This is a genomic window from Bacillus sp. 123MFChir2 (assembly GCF_000383235.1).
Lineage (GTDB): Bacteria > Bacillota > Bacilli > Bacillales > Bacillaceae_G > Bacillus_A.
On the sequence record NZ_KB910941.1, the window covers coordinates 1 to 17,350 of the forward strand.

The following is a 17,350-nucleotide window of genomic DNA, read 5'->3' on the forward strand; positions in this document are numbered from 1 at the left end:
TAAATATGGTTCTTTCCAAAGTTGGTTGAAATTCTAACAATTTGTCCATACTGTTCCTATTATTTAAGTGAGGGATGGTGCTGTAAAGTGGATAATGTGGTGAAAATGTTAGATGAAAAACTTAGATATCTTTCACATGAAATTGTAGAGGATACACTATTTATTCAGATTACCTCGGAGAGGTTATCAGTAATATGCCCTTCCTGCAATACGGCTTCGATCAAAGTTCATTCTCGCTATGAAAGGACGTTTCATGACTTGCCCATTCAAGGGAAGAAGGTTGTATACGTGATCAATAACCGCAAAATGTTCTGTCATAATGCGCAATGCCATCGCAAAACATTTGCTGAACAATTCTTATTTTTACCCTATAAAGCGAAAAAATCCACTCGCTTGGAACAAGAAATCATGAAAATCGCCCAAAATGTCAGTTCGCTTGTAGCTGAAAAAATATTGAACCGTGGCATTGCGAAGGTTGGAAAAAGTACCATTTGCAATCTACTAAAAAAAAACAATCGAAATTGATAAAACCCATGTAAAAAGAGTCTGTATCGATGATTTTGCTTTAAAAAAGAGACATACATATGGCACGATTATGATAAATTTAGATACACATCGAGTGGTTGACTTAATTCATTCTAGAAACGGTGAAGAAGTGACAAGTTGGCTGAAAACTTTTCCAAATCTGGAGATTGTCTCTAGAGATGGTTCTATTACGTATGCTCATTCCATTGCGGAGGCCCATCCGAAGGCTATTCAAATAAGCGATCGCTTTCACTTGCTTCAAAATCTGACAAAGTATTGTACAGAATTTTTCAAGTCCATCATAAAAACGAATGTCAAAATCCCAGTGACAACCTCAAAGAAAGCATCCCTTATGAACGCGAATAATCTAAACATACCATTCACAAAAAAAGTCAAAATAGCGAATGGCTTAATGGATACCGGCTATACATTTCACCAAATAGCGAAAGCTTTACAGATGGATATCAGAACAGTGAAAAAGATTTTATCCATAGGATTAAGCGAACAAGTAGAGTATCTGATGAGCACAATGAAAATATCTCATGAACACAAAAAGTTGCAGAAAGAAAAACAGATATGTGAAGCACGAGAGCTGTATAAACAAGGAAACTCCAAGCGAAGTATCGCACGTCAACTCGGGTTAGATCGCAGAACTATCTCCAAATATTTGAATCCAGAAACAACAGGAGTACATGCAAGCTTAGGGCAAACGAGAACGAGCATGCTAGATCCCTATGCAGAAGAAATAAAACAGTACGTAACCAATCGGTATACATCTGTTCAGATTGGTGCCATACTTCGAAAAAAAGGATACAAAGGTTCTGCCTCTACTGTACGCCATTATGTTTCCAAACTGAAAAAATCTTTATTTGAAGACCCTCGACTGTTACATGATACGGAGTTTGAATTCGTGAAACGAAAAGAGGTTATCGCTCTTTTGTTCTATTCAGAGAAAACAAAAATCAAATTATCTGAAGAACAAATAAAAGAAATTTACAAGTTGCATCCGAAAATCGAATCCGTCATAAACTTGGTGAATGACTTTAGGGAAATCCTGAAACAAAAAAAGAACGATGCACTGCAAAGCTGGATTGAACGAGCGACTGCGCTAGATATTCAACCGCTCAATAGCTTTATCAATGGAATAGAAAGAGATTTGACAGCTGTGAAAAATGCCATCGATTATGAATACAATAATGGTCTAGCCGAAGGGAAAATCAATAAATTAAAGTTGGTGAAGCGCACCATGTATGGTCGTTGCTTGTTCGATTTATTGAGAAAAAAAATCTTACTACTAGAATATGAGAAAACGGTTCTTTTCAACTAACTTTGGAAAGAACCATGTTTAGGTTGACATTTACATCAGAGCATTTTTGAATGATGGGCGCATTGAAATCGATAATAATCCAGCTGAAAACGCCATCCGTCCAAACGTTCTAGGCAGAAAAAACTGGCTTTTTTCGGTCAGCGAAGCTGGCGCAAAAGCGAACGCCATTTGTTTGAGTATCGCAGAAACAGCCAAAAGTAACGGCGTTGATTTCTACGAATACATCAAGAAACTTTTCACGGATCTACCGAATCTCGGAATCCATCAAAATCCTGAAACTTTAGATCAATACATGCCTTGGTCAAAAAAGATTCAGCTGGAATGTAGCAAATAAATGAAATTAGCCGTATTTTTGATTGAAAAAATACGGCTAATTCGTGATGCGTACCGAAAGGTGCGCTTATTTTTTTATAATTCGGGCTTACTCTCTACAAAATGGATTTCGATATCATCACTTAATACTTGTTGTGTTTTTGTATTCCATAATTGGCCGATAGTGTGAAATGAATCATCATCAGCAAATAATAAAAAATCTAATAAGTTAATGGTGATTGTTTTCCGAAGTGAACGATAGGGCATCCCTTCTTGCATTTGAGATGTGTAGAGTTTACTCCAATAGTATAAAGAACGTTTGACCATATCATGTGTATTTCGGAGGTCGGGTAAGTCGGAGTCCTCACGGACCCTTTCTCCCCTCAGAACCGGACTTGTCCGTTTCCAAACATCCGGCTCAAGCCTTCTTTTTATCCAAAACAGCTGGTCACTCTTCATCAATCACGTGCCATTCTATTAACTGAATTCTCTCTTGAGGAGTTAATGAGATACGTTTGTTCAATTTCTTGTAAATATACGCTCTCTCTCGAAAGATAGGATGTTTTTGATGATATTGGATGTGACATGGTATATGTAGAAGCTGGAGATTACTATATTCATTTGTTCCCCCATAAGCCTTAGGAACTTTATGATGTACTTCTAATGCTTCTCCGTTTTGTAGAGCCTCTTCACAGATTGGACAGATATATTTCTGTTTCTTTGCGATTTTAATTCGAGCTAGCGTATTATTGTTATCGAAATCTATTCTATCACGTTTGATAAAGTAATGAGTGAGTTCAGGATTATCGGGACTGTTCTTATACTTCACCCCAATGTGTCGGATAATCGGAGTCCAAATCATTTTAAAAATTTGATATTTTGTCTTTGGACAAGTAAGAACCCATTTATCATGACCACCATGATGAGGTTTTCGAAAATATCGTTTCATAATCCATTTCCAGCTTTTCTTTGGATGTAGCCTTTTTACATGACGTACAATATTCCCCCATATAAAATAATCCATTGATGAAAATACCCTTTTTGATACTACATGCATCCAGTAATACGCGTATCCCCTAATAATTGGATTTAATTCAGCAAGTAGTGTTTGAACAGGTTTTCCTTTTAATTTTTGAAAGGTAGTTTTCATCTTCTTCTTGGCTTTTTGTATGCTTTCTTTAGAGGGTTTAATTAACAATTTATTTTTGTCTTGTTTATATTGCTTAATATGAAACCCTAGGAAACGGAACCCCTCCGTAATGTGAGTGACATGAGTCTTATCTGTCGCTAATGTAATACCTCGTCTCTCAAGATAAGGTGTTAGCTCTTGATAAAGGGATTCGGCTTCCTCTTTCGTTTGACAAGCAACGATAAAATCATCTGCATAACGAATCATAGCCTTTGTACATTTGATATTTGTATGATAGGTAATACCTTGCCTTTTGGTATTACTCCTACTGTAGCTGATTCCCAGCTCCTTCTCCATACCATGTAGGGCGATGTTAGCTAATAGTGGTGAAATGATTCCTCCTTGAGGTGAACCCACTGTAGTTGGGTGGAAAGCCTGATTATCTATATATCCAGATTGTAACCATCTCTTGATAATCCTTTTAGCTGGAAACTTATCAGTTTTCTCTAAGATATGCTCATGACTTAGATTATCAAAACATCCGGTGAAATCCCCTTCGAATATCCAAACCTTCTTGCTTTTAGAGTTTAGTTTATTAAAAATATTCGCTATGGCGTCATGCGCACTACGCTTAGGGCGAAATCCATATGAAATAGGTTCGAATTCTGCCTCCCATTCCGGTTCTAGTGCATTTTTGGCTATGTTTTGCCACACTCTATCCTTGATTGTTGGAATGCCCAGTGAGCGTAATTTTCCATTCTGTTTTGGAATATATACACGTTTCACAGCTTTTGGGAGATGCAATTGGATGCTTTGATACATCATTTGGTGAAACAGTTTCACTCTAGATTTTGGTGTTAATACCCGTTCTCCGTCGATACCCGCAGTTCGTTTCCCTCGATTTACTTGTGTGACTCTTTTGATCGATAACAATAGGTTTGCTCTACTTCGAAGCATGAGCCTTTGTAACTTTCTCACTTTTCTTCTTTGATTTTGCTGTTTGGCACGAAAAATTCGTTGTCGTAACTTCCTTACATACCTCTCAATTTCTCCCCAATGGATTGTAAACCAATCTGTAAGTGAAGGAATAGCCGACGCCTTGTGAGCTGTATCCATAACTAGATTCCTTCCTTTCGGCAGAAGTTTCTTTTCGCTTTTTTTTCGTGTTGAAGACCTGTTGGAAGTCTGCACCCTGTCGGGTTACATCATTAGGTTATGCCCTGGATACTATTCGCACAGTTATGAATTCCTGTTGCCTTTCGACTTTGCGACCTTCGCTTTTTCCAACATCCCATACCCTCTATAACGTCATTTTGCCTTACGGCATCCTTACTGTACAACGTACAGATTATATAGGGCTTACCAAGTTCCACTTCACATAGATACGATGAGGGAAGGTACCTTCTCTACTCCGGCGGACATGTAGGTTGTCTCTCAGTGACATCCAAAGTTCACTTTTCTAATCCGCATTTCCAATGTATCAACGTCTTTCATTGGATTCATCGTAACGAAGCTTACAAAGATTCACTGTCGTTTACCTTTCTCATCTTTTCCTAGCACGGATTGAATGGACGTTCATCGCTTCCTTATGCGTTCCTTCATGCAACCAACCCTGCCATTACTAGCAACGCTGTTTCGGGTGGAAATATTCTTGACAACTAGAATAGCGTATCCTTATGGATGCGCACTATTATGAAGCGACTTCTTGTCGCGCCTGGATCTCAATATTCACTTGAGTTCCATTATCGAGTGTTGCTAGTAAATCTAAAATGGATAACTTATCATCTTCGTATGACTTATGAAGATGCGGGTCTTCCAATTGTAGAGATGTAATCGGTGCATCCAAAGATTCCTCTAAAATGGCATTTAAGAACCCTGTTAAAATCTCTTCATTTCCTTTGGTTCCAAATAACTGTTTAAAAGCAAAATCGATTCGTAAATTTACTAATTGGTTGGACATGGGTTTTCTCTCCCTGACGATCATTTCTTTTTATTTTATAAGATAATTCCTTACATATGCAAATACTACTATTGTGAGTCTACCTTATATTCATGGCTAAGAAGTATTGTTTCAGAAATTACGAGCAAAGGTACTTCTTCGCTAATTATTTTATCAACAATGAATATAGCTGCTATGTTCAACCAGTAATAACATTAAGGGTATATGATGGAGGACTCAACCAGTACAACCGCCACAGTACACTCATGTCAGCATATAAAAATGTGAAAGATGAGAAGTTTCGCTATTATATTTTAAAACAAAAAGCTGATGTGTTTCATGCGATGAAGAGCTTTTTCCGTGAAGAATCGAATGAGAAGATGGCCTGAACCCCTAAGTGTAGGGGTTTTTTGTCGTGGTAATATATAGGGAAATCAGTTAATTAACTTGCAGGAAATAAGTACTATTATATACCACTCTACCCTAATCACCGAGTTTGATACCCTTGGGAAAGAGCTTGAATCTTAAGAATACAGGGTTCGTCTTTGTTTATTATTATGGACGGTAATTTGGAGAAATAAACGTGTTCGGTGATTGGGATGAAGATGGTTTGTTTGTATAGTTAGATGGAGGGATAAGAAGATAAATAAGCAACAAAGTAAAAAATTTATCCCTAAAATGAAAGGATACGTTATTCTGTCTGAGTCTTCACAGGCATGATATGATAGGTTTCCCGATTCCTCACGTAAGTCTTTTTATTCAATGTAGAGTATAAAAATATAGGTTGCAGGTGGATTTTTAAGGACTATATGGCTGAGAGTTCAGTGACTATATACACATAATAAAAAGCTTTGCGGACTTTCGCAAAGCCTTTTTATTATGTGTATTACAATAGTAATTTTCGTATTTCTTCTGTACTTAGATCAGTGAATTTTGCAATGTCTTCTAACGGCATACCATTTTTATGCATACCACGGATTAATTGCATTTTTCCTTGTTCAATTCCTTTTTCTAGCCCTTTTTCTAGTCCCTCTTCTAATCCCTCTTCTCGTGCATGAGCTATTTTAGCTTGCTCATCTAGAAGTATTTTCTCACGAGCTTCATAAGCTGTTCGGAAAGAAGAATCATGACTCATATTTTCCCATTTATTCATGGCCTTTTGTAAAATTGGATCTTGGTTCATCGCAATCTCCTCCAATACTTGGGTTAAATGTTCATCTTCGTGAGCCGGCAACAGTAACATCCAACGGACAAATGTATTTTCCCATGGATTTACTTTTTCTTCACGCCATTGTTTCACTAAGTTTGGAATCTCTACAAAATGGATTTCGATATCGTCACTTAATACTTGTTGTGTTTTTGTATTCCATAATTGGCCAATAGTGTGAAATGAATCGTCATCAGCAAATAATAAAAAATCTAATAAGTTAATGGTGATTGTTTTCCGAAGTGAACGATAGGGCATCCCTTCTTGCATTTGAGATGTGTAGAGCTTACTCCAATAATATAAAGATCGTTTTATCATATCATGTGTATTTCGGAGCTGAATTTCTATATTCACTTGTGTTCCGTTGTCAAGTGTTGCTAGTAAATCTAAAATGGATAACTTATCATCTTGGTACGATTTATGAAGATGCGGGTCTTCCAATTGTAGAGATGTAATCGGGGCATCCAAAGATTCCTCTAAAATGGCATTTAAGAACCCTGTTAAAATTTCTTCATTTCCTTTGGTTCCAAATAACTGTTTAAAAGCAAAATCGATTCGTAAATTTACTAATTGGTTGGACATGGGTTTTCCTCTCCCTGTCTGTCATTTCTTTCTTTATTTTATAAGATAATTCCTTACCTATGCAAATACTATTGTTGTGAGCCTAATTCAGTTTATAAAGTGAATGCAATTGCTATCTTATATTCATATTTAAGAAGTATGGTTTCAGAAATTACGAGAAAAGGAACTTCTTCTTCAATTATTTTCCCAACAATGAATATAGATGCTATGTTCAACCAGTAACAACATTAAGGGTATATGATGGAGGACTCAACCCAACCGCCACAGTACACTCATGTCAGCATATAAAAACGTAAAAGATGAGAAGTTTCGTTATTATATTTTAAAACAAAAAGCTGACGTGTTTCATGCGATGAAGAGCTTTTTCCGTGAAGAATCGAATGAGAAGATGGCTTGAACCCCTAAGTATGGGGGGTTTTGTTTGTAATGACTGAGTCTCTTTAAGTGCAACTTTGAATCAGACCCAGTTCAATTTAGCAAATCATACTTTATAAAATGAAAATTTTTATATTGGAATCTCATGTTCTCAACTAACTCCATCTTTATACTACAACACAGAATTTATTAAAATATAATTTAGAGTAGCTTATAAAGGGGGAATTAAAGTGAACATACGTATCGAACAACTTCATAAAGGATTAGGTTATCAGGAGTTTATAAAAAATATTATAGAATTATGGAATATGAATGCTATAGAAACAGCAGAATGTGAATTAGACGAAAGCGATAGAATGGGCATTTATGAGCAATTAGAACAATTTGTCCAATCAAAATATGGCGCTGTTTTTGTAGTAACTGATGAATGCCAAAACATGATTGGTTATGGCATAGCTTCTATTAAACAAGACCTAGTTACCAATACACTATATGGTCAAATTGATGAGATTTATGTAAGAAAAGAATATCGAAGACAGCAAATTGCTAAAAATGTAGTAGAACATTTAATGAGATGGTTGAATCAAGAAGGGATTTCTTTCGTTCACGTGAATGTGGATGTAGAGAATAGATTAGCTTTAGATTTTTGGGAGATACAGGTTTTGAAAAGGAGTTTTTTCTTTTATTAAATAGTTAATTTCTAAGCAAAACGAAACAAGATTGAGTAGAAAACCTACTCAATCTTGTTTATACGATCAAATAATAACCCATCTGTCGCATGATTTTCCCCTATTACAAAATCTTTCATATAATAAGAAAGATAATCACCATATTTTGAATCTGTATTTAAAAGAAGTTCGTCTACAAAGTAACAGCCAAGTGGTAAATTGTCGAGTAAGAGGCTAGCAAGTGCACCGTAAACGCCGCATGCGACTTGAAAGTAGGTTGCGTTTGTTCCGTATTGTGTGTACACATGTTGGGTGGCAGTTGTATTGTACATATAGACTTCTTTGTCTTTATAGACAAGTAATACACCGATTAAATCTTCACCGAGGAGTTGTCCAGTTTCTGGATTTAATACGTGATGATCCCAGTTCCATAGTTCATCAATGTTCTGTTGATTATCATGAATTACTTGCGTCATATAATCATTAATACGATATAAAAAACCGACTTCCATATCGTACAATTTTCCGAGATTAATTACTTCTTCGTGTCCCATTAAACAACCGAAAAACTGTTTATCTCCTAACGTTACTTTAAATTCTTGTTCATAAGCAGTGTTACAGAAGAGCATCGGAGTTTGATGTTTCATAAAAAGAGGATAGTTTAAAATAGCTTCTTCTAAAAATCCCGCAGGCGACCATGTCGAGTATACAGTTTTTTCTTTAATAAGAGTTGGATCCTGGTAGAAAGTTGTATCGTGTTCGACGATGAAACAAGCTAGGGGGATTTCCTCAGGATTTTGCTTCATTAACTTAACGGCCATCCATTGGACAACGCCAGGATTCATACCGGAACAAATAATACCTGTCATTTGTGTGAAGGTAGGTTTATGCTTTTCAAAGAAATTTTGTCTTTCTAATAAACTGAAGCGTTTAATATGCTCATTCGCATCGATTGCCGGTGATTGTAATGCTGTATTAATATAATGTACATTAGCTTCATTGCAGCATGTTAGCATTTCTACTGCATCTGCTAAGGAAGCATCAATGACTATGCTTGTCCCCGTTTTCTGTAGATGATTTCGAAATAATGTGTTATCGCTTAGATCAAACACATGGAATGTAAAACTTTCGTATAACGCAGGATACATATCCTGAAAATAAGATTTTGGTTTTTGTTTTATATCAATTAAATGAATGGAACAGTTTTGCAACTGAGAGTATAACGGATTATGAATGTCTTTCACGGCATGATGTAATAGAGATAAAAATGCGCGAGCAGCGCCGCCACTGCTTCCAAGTATAGTAAGAATGAGTTGTTTTTCTTTCATGCTTTCCCTCCTATGTGATTAAGATATTCAGTTCACATGAGAAAGGATTATTTGTTTGTCCATACATGCATCAAAATCCACTGTCTATTTTCTTCATTAGTGGGATATTGTAAGAGAAATAGCTTCCAATATATACATGACTTTACTTTTTGTGTAAAATCTTGTATTATATAAATATACCATATATTAGTTGATTTTCAGGAGGAGGCTGTCACTATAGCTTTCTCCTGTTCTTTTTTTGGGAGTCTGTAATAAGACTCCTTTTTCAAAAGTTTAAATGACTGAAATTTAAGACATCTAAAAGGGGGAGGGAATACATATTAAATATAACAAGTTTCACTTATGTTGAAAGGAGTGAAGCAGTATGTTATTTAACGTTCCAATTGAAACCATTTATTTATATGGACTTGTTATAACTGGAGCTATTGCCATTCTTTATTTGCTTTTCGGTGATATTTTAGAATCTCTTTTTAGTATATCAAGCGGAGCTACTTCGCCTTTTACACTCTTATTTAGCTTTCTGGCAATGCTATGTGGATTTGGTTACATATTAGAATATATATTTCCTTGGAGTAGTGTTGCTATTTTTGTTATTTCATTTTTCCTCGCACTTGTTGGTGTAATTACAATGAAAATGCTAGTTTTGGCGCCAATTTCTAAAGCGGAGCAAAATACAATGCACCGTATGGAAGAGTTTATTGGCTGCAAAGGAGAAGTGATTATTACGATTCCGAAAGAAGGGCTAGGAGAGGTTTTGTTAGCTTCTCAATTTGGTAGCAATGCGATGCCAGCTAAAACGATAGGAAAGAAAGATATTTTACAAGGATCAGATGTCATTGTTGAAGCAGTGGAAGATGGTGTTTTACATGTACAAAATTTAGCGGTTTCTTTAAAGAAACCGAAATGATAAGGACTAAATCAATAGTAGTCATTTTTATATAAAAAAGTATACAAACGTGGGCAAATATGCTCGTATACTTACTATTGATTCGGTTTCAAGCCTAAGTGAGTGCGTTTTGACGAAAGTTAAATTGCATGATGAACTACGATTGATGAGTAAGTTGAAGACTTACCCTCGGATACACGCTTTAGTCCGTTGCTCTAAGAGTGTGGAAGGATGACTGGTCAGAGATGACTAAAAATAAAAACAAAGAATATTGTTTTGTATTGGATGTAGAAGGAGGAAAATTAGCTCCTACAAGTGTCAACAATGGATGGTACTTAATTAGGAAGAAAAGAGCAAAACTTGTTGCAAAATACCCAATGGTAATTCAACTTCATAAGTCAGTGGAAGATGTAGATTATAAAATTAGGTTGGGGATAGACGATGGTAGTTTACATGTTGGGGTTGGGTTAGTACAAGAATGTAAAACAAAAAACAAACCAATCTTTAAAGCTACTATTGAACATCGAAAAGATGTATCAAAGCTAATGGAGCAAAGAAGAGGATATAGACGATACAAAAGAAATCACAAACGGTATCGTCAAGCAAAATTTGGTAATCGTGCAAGTAGTAGAAGAGAAGGAAGAATCGCACCTAGTATACTTCAAAAGAGACAAACGATTATTAGGTTTGTAAATAAGATTTCAAAATGGATAGACATTGCAAGTATTCACTTAGAAGATGTTGCGATAGACATACGAGCATTGACTGATGACAAGAAGTTATACAACTGGCAATGTCAAAAATCCAATCGGCTAGATGAAAACATGAGAAAGGCTGTAATTATACGAGACAAATATGAATGTATGGAATGCAGAAAATCAAACTGTATGTTAGAAGTACATCATATTGTCCCTAGGAGGTTAAGAGGCTCTAATACATTAGATAACCTGATTACACTGTGTAGTAAATGTCACCAAAAGACAGAAGGTAAAGAAGAAAAGTTTGTTGATAAGTATCAAAAACTGATTAACGGAAAGAGTTTACGGCTAGACTTTGCTCAACACGTTATGCAAGGTAAAAACTGGTTACAACAACACTTATCTCAGTATGGTACTTTGCTTTTAACAAGTGGTGGAGATACTGCAAATAGGAGAATAGATTGGAGTATTGAAAAGGCACATTCTAATGACGCTTTAGTTATTTGTGGGTTAGAGATCCATGATACAAACATAAAAGACTGGGTCATTAAACCAATCAGAAAGAAAACGAAAGCGATACATTCTGAAACTTATGGGTTTAAACATAGAGATATTGTACAATACACAGACACCAAAAAGGTAACTCATGTTGGCTATATTTCTGCAATGTACCCAGATAAGTTACAAATTAATATCCAAACAAAAGAGAAACATCTAAAAAGAGTAAATGCAAGAAAAAGTGTACTAAAGTGGAGATTTAGAGGGTTGTATTTCCTATGAATGACCACACATGAATACTTTTATGTATATTTTTTGAAGGAGGAGTTACTATGGTTCCATTAATTATTGGTGGTGTTTTATTAGCAATATTAGCGATTTTGATTTTAGTCTTTGTTACAAAATATCGTACTGTTGGTCCCGATGAAGCGTTAATTGTAACAGGAAGTGGACTCGGCAGCGGGAAAAATGTTGTGACAACAGATGATGGAAAGAAGATTAAAATTATTCGCGGCGGCGGTACGTTTGTTGTACCAATTATGCAACAAGCCGAACCTCTTAGTTTATTAAACTATAAGTTAGAAGTGGGAACACGCGATACATATACGAAGCAAGGTGTTCCAGTAACAGTAAATGGTGTTTCGATAATTAAGGTAGGTTCTACAATTGAGGAAGTATCAACAGCAGCAGAGCAATATTTAGGAAAAGAAACAGAAGAACTGAAAGTAGAGGCGAAGGAAGTTTTAGAAGGACATTTACGAGCGATTCTTTCTTCGATGACAGTAGAAGATGCGTATAGTAACAGGGAGCAGTTTGCGCAGAAAGTACACGAAGTTGCTTCCACTGATTTGAAGAAGATGGGGCTGCGCATCGTATCATTTACCATTAAAGAAATTAGTGATAAAAACGGATATTTAGATGCACTTGGTCAGCCGCAAATTGCAACGGTGAAGCGTGATGCGCAAATTGCAAACGCAGAACGAGAAAAAGAAGCACGGATTGAAAAGGCTCGTGCTGAAAAAGAAGCAAAAGAAGCAGAGTATCAGCGTGATGCGCAAATTGCGGAAGCAGAGAAACATAAAGAGTTAAAGGTGCAATCATATAAAAGGGAACAAGAACAAGCACGTGCTGATGCTGATCTTTCCTATGAATTACAGCAAGCGAAGGCTCAGCAAGGTGTAACAGAAGAGCAAATGCGAGTGAAAATTATTGAGCGTGAAAAACAAATTGAATTAGAAGAAAAAGAAATTGCTCGTCGTGAAAAGCAATACGATGCAGAAGTGAAGAAAAAAGCAGATGCTGATCGTTATGCAGTTGAGCAAGCGGCGGAGGCAGAAAAAGTGCAACAAATGAAAAAAGCAGATGCCCAGCAATATAAAATTGAAGCAGAAGCAAAAGCGCGTGCAGAAGAAGTACGAGTAGAAGGTTTAGCGAAAGCCGAAATTGAAAAGGCACAAGGGCAAGCAAAAGCAGAAGTACAAAAAGCGCAAGGTACAGCAGAGGCGGATGTTATTAAATTGAAAGGTCTTGCGGAAGCGGAAGCAAAACAAAAAATTGCTGAGGCATTTGAATTATACGGCCAAGCGGCAATTATGGATATGGTATTAAAAATGTTACCAAGCTATGCAAAAGAGATTGCAAGCCCGCTTAGTAATATCGATAAAATTACTGTTGTTGATACTGGCGGCGGTGGAAAAAACAGCGGTGCTGGTAAAGTTGCCGGCTATGCGACTGATTTAATGGCAACGATGCAAGAAACTTTGAAGGCTTCTTCGGGAATTGATTTAAAAGAGTTGTTAGAAAGTTTTGCGGGGAAAGGTGCAATGCAGCAGAGCGGAGAGATAAAGGCTGCTATTCCGAGTCCGGAATGGAAAAATCTGGAAAATAATGAAACCCTATAGGGATTTTTTGTAACTATTTAAAAGGAATTCCTGGGAATCGCTTTTATTTCATATTAGATAGAGGAGAACACATATTATTCATATATAATATGTGTTCTTTTTTGTTTTTAAGCTTTTTATTGGCAAATGGGCAAGTAGCCTATCTTCAAAATTACAAGGTATGGCAGCAATTTGTATATTGAAAAATTAAAATAGATATATGTAAATAAAAGAATTTTTAAAATATGAGTTGATTTTCATAACAATGTTAGAATAGGTGAGAAATATAACACTGAAATGTAATGAGGAGAAAAGTTTAGATGAAAGATGTAATTGAAAATGTTTATAGCCCATGCAATGGAGTGATTGAAGAAATACTTATTCAACAATCGTCTTACGTATATGAGTGGGAAAAATTATTTGTTATTAAAAAAAGTGATGGAACATTAGAAGAAGCCGCAGTTGGTTTTAGCGGTAATATATTAGCTGTCGAAGTAAAGTTAGGCCAGGAAGTAAATGAACAAACATTGTTGTGTAAATTAGAAGACGATTGGTTGATTACTGGCTGTGAATAAAGAAAGTAGATTATGAAAAACGGCATCATATATATAAATCCAAATTAAAAAACTGACATAAAACCATCTTTTTTAGGTGGGCGAGAGCATCTGGTTATGCATAGAAGCGGTCAGTTCCTTTTACTGCCACATGCGAAGTTTAAACAAAGTCAGAAAGCGAGTGGAAGCTCCTTTTTTTCTGCATAGCAGCAATCTATATGTCGGAAAATTAAAATGGCATCATATAGATGTCGTTTTTTGTATATTAATATATAAGTACAAATTGAAAAATTAACATAAACCATAGGGAAGAGCGAGAGTACCTGGCCAAGCGTAGAAGTGGTCAGGTACTTTTTTTGCCACATGCAAGAGTATGTCACTACTGAGATAGCTGCGATGTTAATCTCCTCATATGTTCTTATTTTATAAACATAAATTTTCGGAATATTAATAAAAAACATTTGTATATTGTTTTATAGTGATATAATGTATAAAATTTAAAGTAAGTTTTAAATATTTAGATAGATGGAGTATAGGGTGTGATTTTGTTATTTAAAAAAATAAAAGATAAGGAGTTGTTATGTATGAGGAGTTTATTGAAACGAATGGACAGCATAAGTATAACAAGGAAATTGATGATATCTTTCCTTCTTATTTTAATTGTACCTGGCGTTATTATTGGCGGTGTGTCATATCAAACGGCAAGAACAAATTTTGAACATCAAATTATTGCAAAAGCAAATGAAAATATTAATGTTTTAGATACCGTTATTACGCAAAATTTAGATGCGAAATCTGTGGATGCTGCTTACTTTGCGGATATATTAACAGAGGATACGTATAAAGATGGAAATGTAGAAAACGTAAAAGCGAAATTCACGCAATATATAAAGATTCATCCGGAAGTAGAAGGGCTTTATATCGGCACGCAAGATGGGATGTTTTTAAGAGAGCCTTATATGCAAATGCCTGAAGGATATAAACCAACGGATCGCCCATGGTATAAAGATGCTATGAAATCTGTGGATAAAGTAATTATTACCGCACCATATGAGTCTTCTTCTACAAAAAACATGGTAGTAACAGTTGCGAAGAAGACGAAAGATGGAAAAGGTGTTATTGGCGTTAACTTAAATCTTGAGAACATATTAAAAACGACAAAAATGTTTAAACTTGGAGAAAAAGGATACGCAGTAGTTTTAGATCAAAACAGACAAGTTGTCAGTCATCCAACTCGAAAAGGTGGTTCTAAAGTTACAGAAGCCTTCATTAACCCTGCATATGAGAAAGATAAAGGGTATTTTTCATACGATGATAAAGGAGAGAATAAGATCCTTTCCTTCAATACAAATAATAAAACAGGTTGGAAAATCATCGGTGTTGTGTATGAAGAAGAAATTACTAAGGCAGCTGAACCGGTATTCTTTAAAACAGTCATTGTAGTTGTCATTTCTATGCTGTTAGGTGCCATTCTTATTTACTTCATTATCAAATCAATAACAAATCCATTAAGAAAGATTGTTACTTCTGCACAAAAAATTAGCCAAGGCGATTTAACAGAAGAAATTGTAATTCATTCTAAAGATGAGATTGGAAGATTAGGAGCTTCCTTTAATGAGATGTCAGCTTCTTTACGCGATGTAATTTCTAAAATGAGTAACTCAGCAGAGCGTGTTGCTGCTTCAGCGGAAGAGTTAACTTCAAGTGTACGACAAGCAAATGAGGCGACAGATCAAATTACAATTGCGATGGAGCAAGTATCCATTGGTGCGCAGTCACAAAGTCAAGGAGTTGAAGAAGGAGCGTCGCTATTACAACAAGTAAATACGGCTATTCAAAATGTAACAGATAGTTCACAAACGATTTCAAATTCTTCAGCATATGCAAGACAAAAGGCAGAAGAGGGTGGAAGATTAGTACAACAAACAGCGACGCAAATGCAATCTATTCATCAGTCTGTTTCACAATCGGATACGATTATTAAATTATTGGATGAAAAGTCCAAACAAATTGGTGCGATTTTAGAAGTGATTCAAAATATTGCACAGCAAACAAATTTATTAGCTTTAAATGCAGCAATTGAAGCAGCAAGAGCCGGCGAACAAGGACGTGGATTTGCAATTGTAGCAGAAGAAGTTAGAAAACTAGCAGAGCAATCAGGAGAATCATCAGGAGAAATTGCCAAACTGATTACAGAGATTAAAGATGATATAGAATGCACTGTACAATCTATGAATGAAGTAAAAATAGAAGTACAATCTGGTCTTGAAGCTGTTGATGAGACAAAAATAAATTTTGCAGAAATATTAAAGGTTACTAATGATATCGTATATCAAATTCATACGATGGCAAAAACGGCAACAAATATGTCAGAAGATGCAAATGAAGTCACGAATGCAATTGATGAAATTGCAGCAGCAGCAGAAACAAATACAGCAAGTATGCAAAACGTAGCTGCTTCTTCAGAAGAACAAGTAAACTCTATGGTGGAAATTGGTTCTTCTGCTCAAAACTTAGCAAAAATGGCAGAAGAATTACAAATTATGATTGAAAAGTTTAAAGTGTAATATACTAGAAATAAGTAAGGCAATTGTGATTGTCTTACTTATTTTTTTGTTAACAAATATATATAAATACAAATTGAAAAAATGACATAAAAACCACTTTTTTTAGGGAGGGAGATCAGAGAAACTGGCCATGCATGGAAGCGGTCAGGGCCTTTTCCTGCCACGTGTAAAGTTTAAAACAAAGGTAGAAAGCAAGTAGCGGCCATATTTTGTTCTGCATAGCAGCGACTTAGATGTTAAAAAGTTAACTTGTATTTATATATACATTCGTTATCATATTTGATAATATAATCATAAGATGTAATAAAAGGGAGTAGGTTTTGCTATATGAAAGAAAAAAAGCTTGATATACTGTTTCATCCGATTCGTTTTCAACTGATTCAAGAGTTTATCGGAGGAGAGAAATTAACAGCCAAGCAGCTTGCGAAAAAGTTACCGCATATTCCACAAGCGACGTTATATCGTCATTTAGATAAACTAACGACAGCGCATTTATTGCAAGTTGCTCAGGAAACGCAAATACGAGGAACGATTGAAAAGTTATATGCCTTAAATTTCAGTATGGCTAGCGTTTCACAAAAGGATTTGCAAGACGTAACGAAAGAAGAACATATGCAGTATTTTATGATGTTCACCACCCAGGTTATGGCAAGTTTTAAAGATTATTTGCAGCAAGATCATGTTGATTTTGAAAAAGATGGAGCCGGGTATCGACAAGCAAGTTTTTATATGAGTGATGAGGAGTTTCAAGAGTTTGCACAGGAAATGAGTGGAGTATTTTTAAAAGCAATGGAGCGTAAACCATCTCCAGAGCGAAAGCGAAGAACGATTTCAACAATTGTTATTCCTGAAAGAAATAAGAAGGGAGAATAAAC

Annotated in this window: 12 protein-coding genes and 5 pseudogenes; 12 read left to right on the forward strand and 5 right to left on the reverse strand. The window is 35.7% G+C overall.

All coding sequences use genetic code 11. From position 1 onward, the window contains the following. Positions 1 to 105: 105 nt before the first annotated feature. From H280_RS0111200 to H280_RS0111210, 3 genes and pseudogenes are all read left to right on the forward strand, one after another. Positions 106 to 525, forward strand: coding sequence for a transposase family protein (locus tag H280_RS0111200; RefSeq protein ID WP_231401778.1), 420 nt, complete (start codon positions 106 to 108; stop codon positions 523 to 525). Continuing rightward, positions 521 to 1,852 (forward strand): ISL3 family transposase, encoded by a 1,332-nt coding sequence (locus H280_RS0111205; RefSeq protein WP_269208750.1) that lies wholly within the window; start codon positions 521 to 523, stop codon positions 1,850 to 1,852. Before H280_RS0111200 ends, H280_RS0111205 begins: the two co-directional genes overlap by 5 nt. Before the next feature lie 34 nt (positions 1,853 to 1,886). Further along, positions 1,887 to 2,186 (forward strand): annotated as a pseudogene (locus H280_RS0111210) (IS66 family transposase); the annotation flags it as partial. 92 nt (positions 2,187 to 2,278) lie between these two features. Here the strand turns inward: H280_RS0111210 and H280_RS0111215 are convergent. From H280_RS0111215 to H280_RS0111225, 3 genes and pseudogenes are all read right to left on the reverse strand, one after another. After that, positions 2,279 to 2,608, reverse strand: a pseudogene (locus H280_RS0111215) (Rpn family recombination-promoting nuclease/putative transposase); the annotation flags it as partial. 4 nt (positions 2,609 to 2,612) lie between these two features. Next, positions 2,613 to 4,409 carry a group II intron reverse transcriptase/maturase gene (ltrA, locus tag H280_RS0111220; protein WP_020061222.1) on the reverse strand — a complete coding sequence of 599 codons (1,797 nt, stop codon included), beginning with the start codon at positions 4,407 to 4,409 and terminating at the stop codon, positions 2,613 to 2,615. A gap of 592 nt (positions 4,410 to 5,001) precedes the next feature. Next, positions 5,002 to 5,253: pseudogene (locus tag H280_RS0111225) on the reverse strand (Rpn family recombination-promoting nuclease/putative transposase); the annotation flags it as partial. 209 nt (positions 5,254 to 5,462) lie between these two features. Between H280_RS0111225 and H280_RS25735 the strand changes: the two are divergent. Then, positions 5,463 to 5,621: pseudogene (locus tag H280_RS25735) on the forward strand (sporulation protein YhbH); the annotation flags it as partial. Between the two features lie 497 nt (positions 5,622 to 6,118). Here H280_RS25735 and H280_RS0111235 read toward each other — a convergent pair. Continuing rightward, positions 6,119 to 7,021, reverse strand: coding sequence for an Rpn family recombination-promoting nuclease/putative transposase (locus H280_RS0111235; protein ID WP_020061225.1), 903 nt, complete (start codon positions 7,019 to 7,021; stop codon positions 6,119 to 6,121). 250 nt (positions 7,022 to 7,271) lie between these two features. Here H280_RS0111235 and H280_RS25745 point away from each other — a divergent pair. Together H280_RS25745 and H280_RS23495 are read left to right on the forward strand one after the other, a co-directional pair. Further along, positions 7,272 to 7,418 (forward strand): annotated as a pseudogene (locus H280_RS25745) (sporulation protein YhbH); the annotation flags it as partial. Between the two features lie 208 nt (positions 7,419 to 7,626). Beyond that, positions 7,627 to 8,085, forward strand: coding sequence for a GNAT family N-acetyltransferase (locus tag H280_RS23495; protein ID WP_020061226.1), 459 nt, complete (start codon positions 7,627 to 7,629; stop codon positions 8,083 to 8,085). 44 nt (positions 8,086 to 8,129) lie between these two features. Here H280_RS23495 and H280_RS0111250 read toward each other — a convergent pair whose 3' ends face one another. Then, positions 8,130 to 9,392 carry a hypothetical protein gene (locus H280_RS0111250; RefSeq protein ID WP_020061227.1) on the reverse strand — a complete coding sequence of 421 codons (1,263 nt, stop codon included), beginning with the start codon at positions 9,390 to 9,392 and terminating at the stop codon, positions 8,130 to 8,132. Between the two features lie 364 nt (positions 9,393 to 9,756). On the opposite strand from H280_RS0111250, the gene H280_RS0111255 reads away from it, so the two are divergent. From H280_RS0111255 to H280_RS0111280, 6 genes are all read left to right on the forward strand, one after another. Beyond that, a complete protein-coding gene (locus tag H280_RS0111255) occupies positions 9,757 to 10,299 on the forward strand; it encodes a hypothetical protein (protein WP_020061228.1) in 543 nt (180 codons plus the stop codon). Positions 10,300 to 10,523: 224 nt separating this feature from the next. After that, positions 10,524 to 11,756 (forward strand): RNA-guided endonuclease IscB, encoded by a 1,233-nt coding sequence (iscB, locus tag H280_RS0111260; RefSeq protein WP_020061229.1) that lies wholly within the window; start codon positions 10,524 to 10,526, stop codon positions 11,754 to 11,756. Positions 11,757 to 11,806: 50 nt separating this feature from the next. Further along, complete coding sequence (locus H280_RS0111265) at positions 11,807 to 13,375, forward strand: flotillin family protein (protein ID WP_020061230.1); 1,569 nt, start codon at positions 11,807 to 11,809, stop codon at positions 13,373 to 13,375. Positions 13,376 to 13,674: 299 nt separating this feature from the next. Beyond that, entirely contained in the window at positions 13,675 to 13,929 is a 255-nt protein-coding gene (locus H280_RS0111270) for a hypothetical protein (protein WP_020061231.1), read from the forward strand. Between the two features lie 563 nt (positions 13,930 to 14,492). Next, the gene (locus H280_RS0111275; protein WP_020061232.1) at positions 14,493 to 16,475 is read left to right on the forward strand and encodes a methyl-accepting chemotaxis protein; all 1,983 of its coding nucleotides are present in this window, start codon (positions 14,493 to 14,495) and stop codon (positions 16,473 to 16,475) included. Between the two features lie 327 nt (positions 16,476 to 16,802). Beyond that, positions 16,803 to 17,348 (forward strand): helix-turn-helix domain-containing protein, encoded by a 546-nt coding sequence (locus H280_RS0111280; protein WP_020061233.1) that lies wholly within the window; start codon positions 16,803 to 16,805, stop codon positions 17,346 to 17,348. Positions 17,349 to 17,350 lie beyond the last annotated feature (2 nt).